This is a genomic window from Mycobacterium sp. 1245111.1 (genome assembly GCF_001673405.1).
Classification (GTDB): Bacteria; Actinomycetota; Actinomycetes; order Mycobacteriales; family Mycobacteriaceae; genus Mycobacterium.
The window spans coordinates 1-15,395 of the sequence record NZ_LZLV01000159.1 but is presented as its reverse complement, the minus strand read 5'-3'; the positions used below and the strand labels follow the sequence as shown (position 1 = coordinate 15,395).

Genomic DNA, 15,395 nt, shown 5'->3' with positions numbered 1-15,395 from the left:
GCTCAACCCAGCCTTTCCGACAGCTGTTTCAGAAGTTCGTCGTCGCTGAAGTCGTCGTAGTCGTCAGCGTATTCGTCCTCGGCGGCCTCGGCCACCTCCGGCAGCAGCGTGGCAAGGTAGTCCGACAGCGCCTCGACGGTCGGGTAGTCGAACACCACCGACGCCGGCAGCGTCTCGCCCAGGCTGTCCGAAAGTGCGCGCTGCAGCGTGACACTCATCAACGAATCCATGCCGGACTGGAAGAAGCCCGCGGTCGGGTCGAGCAGCTGCGCCGACGCCAGCCCCATCGCGCCGACCACCTGCGCGGTGACGTGGTCGACGAGCATGCCGCGGCGTCGCGTTGGATCGGCCTCGCGCAAGGCATCCCGGAACTCGGTGCTGCGCGCCTCGCTGGTCTCTGCGCCGGCGGCCTCGGTGGCCAGCAGGTCGTCGACGATCCGCAGCGCCGCCCGGGTCCGGTAGGCGGCGGCGAGCAACGGCCAGTCGGCGGCGACGACGGACGGCCGTGACCCGGCGCCCGGGCCGGTGAGCAGCGGCAGCGCCTTGATCGCGACGTCATCGGCCATCGGCTCCAGACCGGAGGCCAGGGTGACCTGACGCTCCTCTTCGGATTGCCCGTCGGACAACGACTTCCACAACCCCCAGTTGATCGCGGTGGCCGGAAGGCCGGCGGCCCGGCGGGCCAGCGCGAAGGTGTCCAGGAACGTCGTGGTCGCCGTGTAGTGCGCCAGCCAGCGAGAGCCGGTCAAGCCGGAGATCGACGAGAACAGCACGAACTGCTCGACCTTGTGCCCCAACGAAAGTCGGTGCAGCACCGAGACCACATCCAGCTTGGGCCGGAACATCGCGGTGACGTCGGCTTCGGTCATCTCCAGCAGCGTGATCGGCCCACCGCCGAACGCCGCGACGTAGACACCGGCCAGCGGCGGCAGGTCCTTGCCGAAGCGGTCGAACACCGCGCTCATCGCGGACTCGTCGGCGGCATCGGCCGCGGCCGTCACCAGCGTGGTGCCCGACGGCGCCAGGCGGGCAGCCAGGTCGTCGAGCTTCGAGCCGGGATTACGCGAGACCGCGACCACCGTGCCCGCACCCGAGTCGGCCAATTGCCGGATCAGGTGCGGACCGATGTTACCGGTCGCTCCGATCACCAGATAGCTGCTGTCGGAGGACAATTCGGCCGGCGCCGTGGCGGGCGCGTGAGCCTTCTGCAGCCGCGGCACGCGGCGCACGCCGGCACGATAGACCACCTGGTCCTCGTGGTCGTCGGCCCGGGCCTCGTCGACCACGTAAGAGGCGGCCAGGCCGTCGGGCACCGACTCGTCGATATCGATGACGCGGCCCCAGAATTCGGGATGCTCCAGCGCCAGCGTGCGGCCAAGGCCCCACAGCACCGCCTGCGACGCGTTCGCGCGGTCGCCCTCGCTTACCGGCTGCGCATTGCGGGTGAGCAGGTAAAGCTTTGGCGCCGCACTGGTTTCGGCGATGGCGGCGGTCAGCCGTCGAGCCGCATTGAACAGCTCGTAGCCGGCTTCGAAGTCGAACTGGCCACCGGTGACCTGCGGCGCGTACAGCACATGGGTCACCCCGGCCAGCGCATTGGTGATCGCGGCCGGGTCGGCGAGCAACGAGGTCGGCTGAGATGCCGCGGCGGATCCGTCGCCGACAACCCGGCCGATCTCCTCGCCCAGCCCGGAGTCGGTGATGACGAGCCACGAGGCGTCGGCGTCGTCACGCTTCCCGGTCAGCTCGTGAGCCGTCCAGGCCAGGTTCAGGTACCACTCCGACGGGATCGGGCCGTCGATCGGCGCACCCGAATCACTTACGGCGACAGCGTGTCTGATCGGCGTGATCGGCCGCGAGGACACCCAGAACCGGCTGTGTTGCCACGGCGTGGTCGGCAGCACCGGGTGCGGCTCGACCGGGTGTGGAGTCTGCGGCGGGTGGCTGGTGTGGACGGCGTTCAGATTGGTGTGGAACCGGACCGTGTCGTCGCCGTCGCGCCACAGCGTGCCGACGCTGTGGTGATGGCCGGCCGGATCCAGCGTGTCGCCGACGGCGTTCATCAGGATCGGGTGCGCGCTGATCTCGATGAAGGTGCCGTGTTCTTCGGCGGCGGCGGCGACGGCCTGGCTGAGCCGCGCGGGCTGGCGGACGTTGGCCACCCAGTAGTCGGCGTCCAGCATCGGCGACTGGAAGCCTTCCATCGCCGTCGAATAGAACGGGATGGTCGGGATCTCGGGGGTCAGATCCTCGAGCGCGGAGCGCAATTCACCCAGGATCGGGTCCATGAACGCGGTGTGCGACGCGACTTCCATGTTGACCCGGCGGGCGAACTTGTTCTGCGCGCTCACCGCGGCGATCGCCGCATCGACCGGCGCGACCGGGCCGGCGACCACCGTCTCGCGCGGCGAAATGTAACCCGCCACACTGACTTCCGGGTAGTCCGCGAGCAACGCTTCGGTTGCCTCCGCGTCGAGCTTCAGCAGCGCCACCGCGCCCTGGCCGGCCAGCTTCGACATCAACTTCGACCGGATCGCGATCACCCGCAGGCCGTCGACGACGCTCAGCGCGCCCGCCACCACCGCCGCGGTGACCTCGCCCATCGAGTGGCCGATCACCGCGTCCGGGTGCACGCCGTAGGAACGCCACAGCTCGGTCAGCGCCAGCTGCAGACCCATCAGCACCGGCTGAACCTGCGCGTCGCCGCTGATCGCCTCGCCGTCGGCGATGATCTTCTGCAGCGAAAAGCCAACCTGCTCAACGAAAATCGGATCGAGTTCGGCGATCGCCTCGGCGAACACCGGCTCGTCGGCAAGCAACTGCCGGCCCATACCGGCCCAATGCGAACCCTGGCCGGAGAACACGAATACAGTCCCGGGACTGCAGGGTCCGGCATGCGGACCGACCACACCCTCGGCCGCGCGGCCGTCGGCCAGCGCCTGCAACAACTCGACCGCCTGAGCGCGGTCGCGGACGCACACGGTGGCGAACTGGGCGTGCCGCTCACGGTGATAGCTCAGCGTGTGGGCCACGTCGGCCAGCCGTACCTCCGCGCCCGCACCCTGCAACCAGGACGCCAGCGACGCGGCCTGCAGCGAGATCCGTTCCGGCGACTTGCCCGACACCACCAGGGTGGCCACCGCCGGGTCGGTCTCCCGGATCACCGGCATCGCGGGGGGCGCCTGCTCGATCACCGCGTGCGCGTTGGTGCCACCGAACCCGAACGACGAGATGCCGGCCCGGCGCGGCTGGTCCGTTTCCGGCCAATCTTGTTGCTTATCGACCACTTTCAGGCGCAGCTGGTCGAACGGGATGTGTGGGTTGGGGGTGTGGAAGTGCAGGTTCGGCGGGATAGTGCCCCGGTAGACCGCCAGCACGGTCTTGATCAGGCCGGCGATCCCGGCCGCGGCCTCGAGGTGGCCGAGGTTGGTCTTGGCGGTGCCGATCAGCAGCGGTGCGTCCTCGGGGCGACCGCGGCCCAGCACGGTGCCGAGCGCGCGGGCCTCGATCGGGTCGCCGAGTGGCGTGCCGGTGCCGTGCGCCTCGACGTAGTCGACTTCCTGCGGTTGCAGGCCCGCGTTGGCATAGGCCGACCGCAGCACCGCCATCTGCGCGGCGGGGTTGGGCGCCAGCAGGCCGTTGGACCGGCCGTCCTGGTTGACCGCCGAGCCCCGCACCACCGCCAGCACCCGGTCGCCGTCGCGCACCGCGTCACTGAGGCGCTTGAGCACCACGACGCCGCAGCCCTCGCCGCGGATGAATCCGTCTGCGTCGGCGTCGAACGCGTGGCAGGCGCCGGTGGGCGACAACGCGCCGGTCTGGTCGAAGGCGCGGACCACCGACGGCGCCAGCATCAGGTTCACGCCGGCGGCCAGGGCCACGTCGGAGTCGCCGATGCGTAGGCTCTGGCAGGCCAGATGCAGGGCCACGATCGACGACGAGCAGGCGGTGTCGACGGTGACCGACGGTCCGCGGAAGTCCAGGAAGTACGACAGCCGGTTGGCGATGATGCTCAGTGCGCCACCGGAATTGGTCCAGGCGTCGACGCTGGTCAGGTCGATGCCCGCGACGTAGCCGTAGTCGGTGTAGCAGGCGCCGGCGAAGACGCCGGTCTGCGAGCGGCGCAGCGAGCTCGGCGGGATACCCGCGTGTTCCAGTGCCTCCCAAGCGACTTCGAGCAGCATGCGCTGCTGCGGGTCCATCTTGGCGGCTTCGCGGCTGGAGATGTCGAAGAACTCGGCGTCGAAGGCGTCGAGGTTGTCCATGTAGCCGCCGTAGCGGGTGGTGTGCGCCAGCGCGGCCGCGACCTCGGGCGTGCCGTCGTCGAAAGGCGCCCAGCGCTCCGGCGGCACCTCGGTGACGGCGTTGCGGCCCTCGCAGAGGAATTGCCAGTACTCGTCCGGGCCGGAGATGCCACCGGGCAGCCGGCAGCCCAGACCGATCACCGCGATCGGCTCGTCGAGGTGACTGCGGCCCGCCTCGACCTCGGCCTCGGCGGCCAGCGCCTCGCTGCCGGTCAGAAACCGGGCCAGGTCGGCAATCGTCGGGTGCTGCCAGAACTCGACGGGCGAGACCTTGCGGCCGAGTAATTCCGACAGCTCGCCGGAGAGCACCACGGCGTCGCGTGAACCCAGGCCCAGGTCGCTCATCGGGGCGTCGAAGTCGATGTCGTACGGACTGCAACCGACGTTGGTTACCAGGTAATCCGCCAGCCAGTGTCGTAACGCTTCCTCGTCATACGAGGACGTCATCAGATGCCCCTTTCACTGCCAGCCGGTGCCGACTCCACGCTGTCGAACAAATCACTCAACACACCGCCGTCCGAATCACCCAGAGCGTCGTCATCGCTCTCTGATTCCGGCTGCGGCGACACCTTTTTCGCAAGGTGTTCGGCGAGCGCAACGATAGTCGGGTAGTTGAACAGCATGGTCGCGGATAGCTCGATCCCGACGAACAATTCGGTATCGCGCCGCACCGACATCGCCATCACCGAGTTCAGCCCGTATTCGGCGAACGGCCGATCCAGGTCGAGATCGGCCTCGACCAGCTGCAGCTCGCGGGCCAGAATGGCCCGCAACCCGGTCTGCAGTTCGGCACGGACCTCGTCGGCCGGCATCTCCGACCAGGCCGGAGTGGCCGGGGCCGACCCGTTGACCTCAGCGTCGGCAGTCGAGGCCATCGGGGCCATCACGGCCTGCGCGACGTCGTAACGCGCCAGGTGGTCCCAGGCGGCGAAGGCCTCATCGGCGCCGATCGCCCGCGACCCGAGCCGCTCCAGTTCGGCCAGCGCGATCTGCGCCTCGGCGCCGAAACCGAGCCCGCGCCAGGCCACCCAGTCCTGGCTGACGGTGTAGCAGCCCTGCCGGTGGCGCAGCTGGGCCAAACCGTCGAGGTAGGCGTTGGCCGCGGCGTAGGCACCCTGGCCCGGCACGCCAAACACGGCCCCCGCCGCGGCGGTCAGGAACATGAAGTCGAGGCTGCCCGGCGGGAAGGCCTGGTGCAGCACCTGCGCACCGGCGATCTTCGGCCAGACCGTGCGCCGCAGCCGGTCTTCATCCAGCTCGGTGAACAGCTCCGCGTCGGTGATACCGGCTCCGTGGACCACCCCGCGGATCGGCACCGCGCCTTCGTCGTCGCGTTTGGCCAGCAGGGCGGCCATCGCCTCCGGCGAGCCGATGTCGAGCGCGACGGCTTCGACGGCCACCCCGCGGGCTTCCAGCGCGCGGACAGCGTTGATCTTGTCCCGGGTGCCGCCGTCTGCCGTGTCGCTGTCCCATTCTCGGCGTGGCGGCAGCGCCGTGCGGCCAGCCAGGATCACCCGGCGCGCGCCGCGGTCCGCCAGCCAACCGGCCGTCAGCAGGCCGAGCGCTCCAAGGCCACCGGTGATCAGGTAAGCCGCATCCGGGCGGCAGCGCAGCGGCTCGCGCACCGGCTCGCCGCACACGGTCTTCAGACCGGGTGCGAAGAATTCGCCGTCGCGCAGCGACAGGATCGACTTCGCGGGTGTGCGCAGCATCGGGGCCAGCGTCGGCACCAGCGAGCCGATCGCCGCGTCCTCCGGCAGGTCGACCAGACCGCCCCACAACTGCGGCTGCTCGGCCCGGATCACGCCGGCGGTCCCCCAGAGCGGGCTCTGCGCGACCGCGGCGTCCGAACTGCCGTCGCGCACACCGCGGGTGACGATCCACAGCGTGGCCGGGTGAGTCTCGTCGCGGTCTGCCAGCCCGCGAACCAGGTCGACCAGCTCCATCGACATCCGCACGGCGCCGTCGACATCGCTCTCCCCGGAACGGGATTCGGCGACGTAGAGGACGTATCGCGCGTCGGCGACCGTGGCCGCGGGGTACCCGTTCAGGGTCAGGCCGTCGCGCAGGCCGCCGGCAATGTCGTTGTCGCCCAACACCGCAACGCCGCCCGAGCCACCGTCGGCGCTCTCGTCGGCGGTGAACGGCTGCCAGTCGATCGCATGCACCATCGATGCGGGGTCGTCGGTGCGGCCGGCGGTGGCACTCGAGTCGACGGCGGCAAAGCGCAGTCCGCGCACGTCGAGGCAGGTGCTGCCGTCCGGGCCGGTGGCGGTGATGTCGACGACGAGTTCTTCGTCGCCGCCACCGCGCCGGCGCACCTCGACGCGGCCGCTCGGGTCGGCGAGCTCGCCGCCGAACCACACACTGGTTACCGCGGCCGGAACCATCAGCCGCGGGTTCTCGCTGTCCAGCAGCCGGGCGATGTGAATTGCGGCGTCCAGCAACGCAACTGCCGAGGCTTCGGTCAACGCGACGTCGGCGCTCAGCTCGCCGGCCTTCGAGTGGCAGGAGCCGATCGACCAGCCGAAGGGGCGGCCCTCACTGCCCCAGGTCTGCCAGAACGAGGTCACCGATTCGTCGGTGAAGTCGGTATCGGTCGACCCCGGGGCGGCTACCGCCTCCGACGATGCGGCGGCCGGGTCGTCGCGCGAGATGCGGGCGCCGGCATGCCGGATCCATCCGGCGCCTTGCTCGCCGGTGCTCGACGAGACGGTCACGGATGCGTCGTCGGCGATCACCTGGACGACGCGCGGTTCCCCGACGACGATCGGGTACTCGAAGCGGATGTCGGACAGCGTGCGCTCGTCGGCGGCCGTCGAAAGGGTCTGCAGCAGAACCGATATCGGGATGATCTCGACGCCGTTGTTGTGGTGCGACCCGGGATAGGGCTTGGTGGTGGGCGTCAGGCGCGCCTGCCACAGGTGCGTCGGCGGTGTCGCGGCGACCGGGATGTGCTGGCCGAGCAGCGTGCCGCGCTGCGGCGCCGACTCGGCGGTCTTGACGAATTCCTCGGCGCTGATCCAGTGCTTCGCGTGGTGCCACGGCGCGCTCGGCAGCACCGGGTGCGGCTCGGGGGGGTGTGGCAACGTCGGCGGGCGCATCACGTGGGTGCGGTTGAGGTTGGTGTGGAAGCTGACCGTGTCATCGCCCTTGCGCGACAACGTCCCAACGCTGTGATGGTGCTGCGATTCGAGTGTCTCGGTAATGGCGTGGGTCAGACTCGGGTGCGGGCTGATTTCGACGAACGTGGCGTGCCGCGCCGCCGCGGTGGTGATGGCCTGGTGCAGTCGCACCGGCTCACGCACATTGGCCACCCAGTAGTCGGCGTCCAGGATTGGCGCGCTGGCCGGGTCGGCAACCGTGGAGATGAACGGGATCGTCGGCGTCTTCGGCGTGAGATCGGCCAGCGCGGAACGCAATTCAGCCAGGATCGGGTCCATCAGCGAGGTGTGCGAGGCGACTTCCATGTTCACCCGTCGCGCGAATCGCTCCCGGGCGCTGGCGGCGACGATCGCCGCGTCGACCTGCGCCACCGCGCCGGCGATCACGGTCTGCCGGGGCGACAGGAATCCCGCGATACTCACCTCGGGGTAGTCGGCGAGGAACGTCTCGGTCGCCTCGGCGTCCATCTCCAGCAGACCGACCGCGCCCTGACCGGCGAGCCGTGACATCAGCCGTGAGCGGGTGCCGATGACTCGCAGACCCTCGTCCGCGGTGAGCGCCCCGGCCACCACAGCCGCGGTCACCTCACCCATCGAATGTCCAATCACCGCATCGGGTTCCACGCCATACGAGCGCCACAACGCGGTCAACGCCAACTGCAGGCCCATCAGCACCGGCTGCACGCGCGCGTCGCCGCTGACTCGCTGGCCCTCAGTCAGGACCTGGTGCAGCGAGAAGCGCATGTGCTCGACGAACAGCGGCTCCAACTCGTCGACCGCCGCGGCGAACACGGGTTCGTCGACCAGCAGCTGCCGCCCCATGCCGGCCCACTGCGACCCCTGCCCCGAGTACACGAAAACCGTTCCGGGCTTACACAATCCCTCGTGCGGCTCGACGAGTCCGATCGCCGACTGGCCGGCCGCCAATGCCTGCAGGCCGGCGACCGCGTGGGCACGATCGCGCACGGCCAGCGTCGCGAAGCTCTTGTGCTGAGTGCGGTGGTGGTTGAGCGTGTGGGCGACGTCGGCCAACGGCACTCCGGCGCCGTCTCCGATCATCCAGTCGGCCAGGGTGGCGGCGGTCGAGGCGACGCGTGCCGGCGTCTTGCCCGAGACCACCAGCGTGGTGATCACCGACTCCGGTTGCGGCGCTTCCTTTTTCAAAGGCTCGCGCTCCGGAGCCTGTTCGAGGACCACGTGTGCGTTGGTGCCGCTGACCCCGAAGGACGACACCCCGGCCCGTCGTGCCCGCCCGACCGCGGGCCAGTCCATGCCGTCGGCCGCGATGGTGAACTTCGAGGCGCCTTCGACGGCGTTGGGCGTCAACTCAGTGAAGTGCAGGTGCGCAGGGATGTAGCCGTGCTGCACGGCGAGCACGGCTTTGATGAAGCCGGTGATGCCGGCGGCCGATTCCAGGTGGCCGAGGTTGGTCTTGACCGACCCCAGCACCAGCGGCGCCGAGCCGTTGCGTTCGCCGAATACCTGGTGCAGCGCGCCCAATTCGATCGGATCGCCCAACGCGGTGCCGGTGCCGTGCGCCTCGATGTAGTCGATGTCGGAGGGCTCCAAGCGCGCCGCGGCCAACGCCGCGCGGACGACCGCCTGCTGTGCGGGACCGCTGGGCACGGTCTGGCCGCTACTGGGTCCGTCCTGGTTGACCGCCGAGCCGCGTACCACCGCCAGCACCGAATCGCCGTCGCGCACAGCGTCACTCAGCCGCTTGAGCACCACGACACCGCAGCCCTCGCTGCGGACGTAGCCGTCGGCGCTGGCGTCGAAGGTCTTGCAACGGCCGTCGGGCGCCAACATCCCCCACCGCGAGGTGGCCACGCTGTTCTCCGGGCTCAGCATCAGGTTGACGCCGGCCACCAGCGCCTGATCGCTCTCGCGGCGGCGCAGGCTCTGACAGGCCAAGTGGACGGTGACCAGCGACGACGAGCACGCGGTGTCGAGCACGACCGCGGGACCGTGGGCGCCCAGGAAGTACGACAACCGCCCGGCAGCGAAGTTCGCGGCGTTCCCGAACGGGACGTGCGGGTCGACCTCTTCCGGTGGGAGCCGACCGGCCAGGGTCAGGGTGTAGTCGTAGGTGGTCATTCCGACGAAGACCGACGTCTGGGTGCCGCGGATCATCGGCGCGGTGATGCCCGCGTTTTCCAGTGCCTCCCAGGTGACTTCGAGCAACAGCCGCTGCTGCGGATCCATCGCCGCGGCCTCGCGCGGGGAGATCCCGAAGAACTCGGCGTCGAACTCGTCAGGGCGCCAGGAGGTGAGGAACCCGCCTTCCTTGCTGACGATCGTGCCGGGCACGGAGTGGTCTTCGGCGAAGAAGGCGTCGGCGTCCCACCGTTCGGCGGGAACCCCGACGATGCCGCTCTCGCCCTCCTGCAACATCCGCCAGAACCGGTCGGGGGTGTCCGCTCCACCGGGAAGCCGGCAACCGATTCCCACCACGGCGATCGGCTCGGTGTCGCCTTTTTCGGCGATTTCCAGCCGCGCGGTCAGATCATCGATCTTTCGCAGCGCCTCGGTGATGATGGCCCGACGGTCCGACGGTGCAGCAGTCATCGCGCTCCCCCCGGTCTGTCGGAATGTTGTTGTCGTACTACACCGTGTGCGACGAGAAACGCGGCGTCGCCCACCGATGTCATCCGGGCGTGTCCAGTCGGTTCGCCCCGTCGCGCTCACAACGTTCGACCCAGCCGAAGTGACTGATGTTACCGCCACTCGGCCGATGCCGAACGCCGCCCCCCTGCGCAGCGGGCATTAAAAATCGAGTGGTGGACACAGGCTTTACCCCCGCTGCGGTGCAAAGCCGCCTGGATCCCACTAAGCGGTGGAATCCAAACGGCTGAAGTCGTCCTGTTGGTAGACCTCAACACACGATGAACGGCGGATCTTCCCACTGGTCGTGATCGGAATCGAGCCGGGCGGGACCAGTACCAGGTCGGCCACCCGCAGCCCGTGGGACTTCGAAATGGCAGACGTGACTTGTGCTCTCACATCGCGGAGACGCTCCCGCATTTCCTGCGTGTCGCCCTTGTCCTTCATCTCGGCGATCACGATCAGACGCTCGGTACGACCGTCCTCGATGGAGATCGCCGCGACGCGACCGCCGCTGATCTCCTGGGTGGTGGCCTCGATGTCGTCCGGGTAGTGGTTACGCCCGTCGACGATCAGCAGGTCCTTGATCCGGCCGATGATGTACAGCTCGCCGTCGTGGATCGTGCCGAGGTCACCGGTCCGCAGCCACGGGCCCAGCGGAGTGCCACTCGACGGGTCGACCAGTTGTCCACCGAAGGCCTTCTGGGTCTGCTGCGGCTTGCGCCAGTAACCGGCGGCGATGTTTTCGCCGTGCAGCCAGATTTCGCCGACCATGCCGGCCGGGTTCTCGGTGCGGGTCTCCGGGTCGACGATGCGAATCATCGATGCGCGCGGGATGCCGACGCTGACCAGTTCGACGCCGCTCTCGTTGTCGCAGGCCTCGGCGTGGCCGGCGGACAGCTTCTCGTAGTCGAAGGTGGCGACGGTGGGCGGCCGGCCCGGGCCCGACGAGTTCACGTAGACCATCGCCTCGGCGAGTCCGTACGACGGCTTCAGCGAGCTGGCCGGGAAGCCGAATTGCGAGAAGCGATCGATGAACCGCCGGATCGTGGCCGCGTGCACGCGCTCACTCCCCGACAGGATGGTGTGCACTCCTGACAGGTCGAGCCCGGCCATGTCCTCGTCGGTGGTCCGCCGCGCGGCCAGTTCGAACGCGAAGTTCGGCACTGCGCTGAAAGTGCGGGTGTTGGTGGCCATCTCGTGGATCCACCGGGCGGGACGCTGCAGGAACGCCATCGGGCTCATCAGCACCGAGTGCAGACCCAGCGTGAGCGCGCCGGTGATGCCGAGCAGCAGGCCCATGTCGTGGTAGACGGGCAGCCAGGACACCAGCGTGGTGTCCGGCGGGGGGATCGCGCCGTCGGCTTCGAAGTAGTCCAGCTTCACCTGCTCGATATTGGCCAGGATGTTCTTGTGGGTGACAACGACGCCCTTGGGCGTACGCGTCGAGCCGGAGGTGTACTGCAGTACCGCGTTCTTGGTCCGTGGCGCGGGCGGCTTGTTGAAATCGGGCGTCGCGTCGAGGTCCAGGCTGTCGACCTCGATCAGGGCCGGGGACTTGCCGGGCAGCGAACGGGCGCAGCCGACGACGTCGTCGACGACCGCGGAGGTGGTCAGCAGAACGGTGGGCGCGCAGTCCTGCAGGGCTGCGCTGGCGCGCTCATCGTGGGCGCCGAATTGCGGAACCGGCAGCGGCACCGCTACCAGCCCGGCCTCCAGCGCTGCGTAGAACGCGACGACGTAGTCCAGGCCCTGGTGCGCAAGGATGGCGGCGCGGTCCCCGGGAGCGCCGACCGTCGAAACCTCGGTGGCCAGCGTCTGCACGCGACCGTAAAGCTCGGACCACGTGAGCGACTGCCGGTAGCCGGCCGGATCGACGTCGTAATCGATGTACGTGTAAGCCGGTGCATCCGGTTGTTGCCGTGCCCATTCCCGCAGTACTGCGGCAATGGAAGCTTCGGATACTGCCATCGGGACACCACCCCTTAAATATCTAGAGCCCCGGACAACAACTAGACGGGCGCTTGTGATGCAGGAGATTAACAGGGGCCGCGCACTTCTCGGACCAAAAACCCAAGAATGTAATACGTGCGCTAAACAACAGGCCCGCTCGTGTCAGCGTCATTGCTGAGCCATGAGTTTGCTATGCAGATCGCGCCCGAGGGTGTCCACTCCCCAGCCGCGACGCCCTCACCTTACCCGACGCTTAGATCAAACGCATAACCTTGAATAGTTAAAGGCTTTGCGGATCCTTTCCCGTGGTTACGAAGTCGCAGCTGGCTCGCGCGCCACCGGCGTCCGACCAACCGGCGGTCAGCGTGACGACTCGGCCAGCGTCCCACATAAGCTAGGGCCAAAACCTCGGTCGAAGAGGGGATTTGCTGGATACCGCCACGCCGAGGCCTGGGTGTGGCGTTATTCACTCTCCCCAGTTGAACGCCGGCGGTCCGTTGAGCGCGTGCAGCTGCAAGCGACATGGACCAGCCGATCTGTCCAGGTTCTCGGCAGTACATTCCAGATAATTGGTATTGAGCGACTTTTGCATTGTAGAGAACGGCGCCGTTTTCCGTTCGTGATTGGGTCATGAGTTTGACACGAATCGTTTGAATATTGATTCGCTCAAGCTCTACAAGAGGCCAGAATCTTGGGCTCGATCTCGCTTACTAACTCGGCTATGTGATCGGTTAGATAAAAATGGTGGCCGGGAAAAACTTTCATAGAGAACTCAGAGGTTGTTCGGTCGACCCACGGCTGCACCTTCTCGGGGGTCGCCACTTCGTCGTCGTCGCCCAGGAACGCCGAGATCGGACAGGACAACTTCTCCTCCGGCGGGCAGTCGTATTTCGAGATGGCCTTGAGCCCGCGCAGAGTCGGCAGGATGCTCGCCGCGAATTCTTCGTTTTCCAGAAACTCAGGATTGACACCCGTCATCTCGCTCACCGCGTCCAGCAGTCCGCGGTCCGACTCCGGGACATGCTCGTAGCCGACGTGGCCCGGCGCGGCGACGGCCGAGACGAACAGTGCCGCAATCGGACTGCCCCCCCGCTCGAAGCGACGCGCAACCTCGAACGCCAGCAGTCCGCCCATGCTGTGGCCGAAAAAGGCGATTTTCTCTTGTGGGTCTTCCGGCGGCTTGATCATCTGGCAAACCTTGTCGGCAAGATCACCGATGGTGGTGAATGACCCGAGGTCGTGATTACCACCGCGCCCCGGATACCGAACGGCAACGCGTTTGATATCGCTGGCAAAGGCTTTGGCGAAGGGAACGTAAAACTCGGCCGATCCCCCGGCATGCGGAAAGATGAAAAGCTTTGGTGGCTGCCCAGTCACGCGGCAACGATACAGTCCATGACTCGCCCGCCTCGCCACGACGCGGCAGAGCCGGCCTCGACCCCTTGCGGCTTGACTTCGTTCCGCTGATCAATTGGAAACCTGTGAAAAAGCCAAGAGAACTGGTCCGTTTTGCCTCATACTGGTTCGCCCATTCGCCTATCGCCGAACGCAAAAAGGCCTTACGATTTCCATCGCCACCAGGAGTGGCAATCGGCTAGGGGAGGTCTATCCAAACGCCCAGGTTCCAGTACTGTTCGTTCTCAGTACCGCCCGGGTCGTGGGAAAGGGTTTAGAGATGTTCGTTACTACACAACCAGACGTGCTGCAGGGGGCCGCGAGCACCCTGTCCGGTATCGGCGACACCATGATCGCGCGCAACTCGGCGGCCGCGACACCGACGACGGCCCTGGCCCCCGCAGCGTCGGACCTCGTGTCGGCGATGACGGCCGCCCAGTTCGGGCAGCACGGCGCGCTGTATCAGCAGATCGCCGCACAGGCCGCAGAGGTGCACGAGCAACTAGTGGCCGCGTTGCGCTCCGGTGCCGCCGCCTACGCGTTGACCGAAGCGGCCAACGTCGCATCCGCCCACTAGTCGGATCGTAGGTTTCGATGAGCTTTTCGCTGATACCCCCGGAGATCAACTCCGCGCTGATGTATCAGGGCGCCGGGTCTGGTCCATTGTTGGAGGCCGCGGCGGCGTGGGACGGGCTGGCCGCCGATCTGGAGGCCACCGCCACGCAGTACCAGACCGCCGTCACGAACCTGACCACCGAGACGTGGCTCGGTCCGTCGTCGGCTCACATGGCCTCGGCCGCCGAGCCGTACATCGCCTGGCTGCAGGCCACCGCGACCGAGGCCGCCCAGACCGGGGCGCAGGCCAAGGCCGCCGCTGCCGCCTACCAGACCGCATACGCCTCGATGGTTCCGCCGCCGCTGATCGCGGCCAACCGGGCCGAGCTGGCCACGCTGGTGGCGAACAACTTCCTCGGCCAGAACACCGGGGCGATCGCCCAGAACGAGGCGGAATACCTGGACATGTGGATCCAGGACGCGCTCGGTATGGACACCTATCAAGTGAACTCGACAGGTGCGTCGGCTGCGTTGCCGGCACAGACCGCGGCCCCGATGGTGACCAGCGGTTCGCAGGCTGCACCGGCGGCTGCCACGGCGGCTGACGCCGCAACCGGCGGCTGGGACGTGCTCGGCGAGGGCGTTCTGAACGCCATTGCGAACCTGTTCGGCTACACGGTGTCAGACACAACCCCTGCGCTGACGGCGTTCACGCCAGCCGCGGTTGGCGCCTGGCTGCCCGGGGTAGCGACCGCTGTCGCCGGCAACCCGAGTGCCGCTCTGCTTCCGGTGCAGGCGACGTACTACATGGGCATGTTGGGCAGCACGCCCGCTCGTATGTTCATGAGCTCGGGTAGCGGCAGCGGCGCCGGCGCCTCGGTCGACGCGCTGGTCGGCATGAAGGACTCGCTGCTGGACAACGTCGGCAAGCTGATCGACGGCAAGGCCGCCACGGTGATGAGCGGCGTGACCGGCCAGCTGGGCAAGTGGGGTGCGGGCATTCAGGCCGGCATCCAGGCCCAGATGGCCAACGCGCTTCATGCGGGCGGGCTGTCGGTGCCGCACGGTTGGCACACCGGCGTAGACGGTGGGGAGCTGAGCCGTGCCGCTCCGTTGCTGCCGTCTAACAGCGTCGCTCCGCCGAGCATGATGCACGGCCTGCCCAGTAGCCCGTTCTCGCAGGGACTGATGGGCGCACTGGCCGGCCGCGGTATGACCGCCATGGGCTCGCGTGTCGCCGCCAAGGTGATGCCGCGTTCGCCCGCCGGTGGATAAAGTCCCTTACCAGACAACGCAATAACTTTTGACACGCCCAGAATAAGGAGAAGGACATGCCTACACGCTTTATGACTGACCCGCACGAGATGCGGGCGATGGCGGGCCGTTTCGACGTGCACGCGCAGACCGTTGAGGACGAGGC

6 protein-coding genes and 1 pseudogene are annotated in these 15,395 nt (G+C 67.9%); 3 read left to right on the top strand and 4 right to left on the bottom strand.

Annotated elements, in window-relative coordinates; genetic code table 11:
* Positions 1-2: 2 nt before the first annotated feature.
* The 4 genes from A5658_RS26840 to A5658_RS26825 all read right to left on the bottom strand — a co-directional run bounded on the left by A5658_RS26840 (position 3) and on the right by A5658_RS26825 (position 13,402).
* Positions 3-4,751 carry a type I polyketide synthase gene (locus A5658_RS26840; RefSeq protein ID WP_067342546.1) on the bottom strand — a complete coding sequence of 1,583 codons (4,749 nt, stop codon included), beginning with the start codon at positions 4,749-4,751 and terminating at the stop codon, positions 3-5.
* Positions 4,751-10,036, bottom strand: a complete 5,286-nt coding sequence (locus A5658_RS26835) for a type I polyketide synthase (RefSeq protein ID WP_067342544.1) — start codon at positions 10,034-10,036, stop codon at positions 4,751-4,753. Before A5658_RS26835 ends, A5658_RS26840 begins: the two co-directional genes overlap by 1 nt.
* Before the next feature lie 261 nt (positions 10,037-10,297).
* Positions 10,298-12,043, bottom strand: coding sequence for an AMP-binding protein (locus A5658_RS26830; RefSeq protein WP_067342542.1), 1,746 nt, complete (start codon positions 12,041-12,043; stop codon positions 10,298-10,300).
* Positions 12,044-12,691: 648 nt separating this feature from the next.
* Positions 12,692-13,402 (bottom strand): thioesterase II family protein, encoded by a 711-nt coding sequence (locus A5658_RS26825; protein ID WP_067342540.1) that lies wholly within the window; start codon positions 13,400-13,402, stop codon positions 12,692-12,694.
* A 298-nt stretch (positions 13,403-13,700) separates the two neighbouring features.
* Between A5658_RS26825 and A5658_RS26820 the strand changes: the two genes are divergently transcribed.
* From A5658_RS26820 to A5658_RS26810, 3 genes and pseudogenes are all read left to right on the top strand, one after another.
* Complete coding sequence (locus A5658_RS26820) at positions 13,701-13,997, top strand: PE family protein (protein WP_067342538.1); 297 nt, start codon at positions 13,701-13,703, stop codon at positions 13,995-13,997.
* A 17-nt stretch (positions 13,998-14,014) separates the two neighbouring features.
* On the top strand, positions 14,015-15,250 hold the full coding sequence (locus tag A5658_RS26815) for a PPE family protein (RefSeq protein WP_082993441.1): 1,236 nt from the start codon (positions 14,015-14,017) through the stop codon (positions 15,248-15,250).
* Positions 15,251-15,306: 56 nt separating this feature from the next.
* Positions 15,307-15,395: pseudogene (locus A5658_RS26810) on the top strand (WXG100 family type VII secretion target); the annotation flags it as partial.

Bases quoted from the DNA above. Each gene is read 5' to 3' on its own strand.
- A5658_RS26815 (WP_082993441.1), top strand. From the start codon at position 14,015: ATGAGCTTTTCGCTGATACCCCCGGAGATCAACTCCGCGCTGATGTAT.
- A5658_RS26840 (WP_067342546.1), bottom strand. From the start codon at position 4,751: ATGACGTCCTCGTATGACGAGGAAGCGTTACGACACTGGCTGGCGGAT.
- A5658_RS26830 (WP_067342542.1), bottom strand. From the start codon at position 12,043: ATGGCAGTATCCGAAGCTTCCATTGCCGCAGTACTGCGGGAATGGGCA.
- A5658_RS26835 (WP_067342544.1), bottom strand. From the start codon at position 10,036: ATGACTGCTGCACCGTCGGACCGTCGGGCCATCATCACCGAGGCGCTG.
- A5658_RS26820 (WP_067342538.1), top strand. From the start codon at position 13,701: ATGTTCGTTACTACACAACCAGACGTGCTGCAGGGGGCCGCGAGCACC.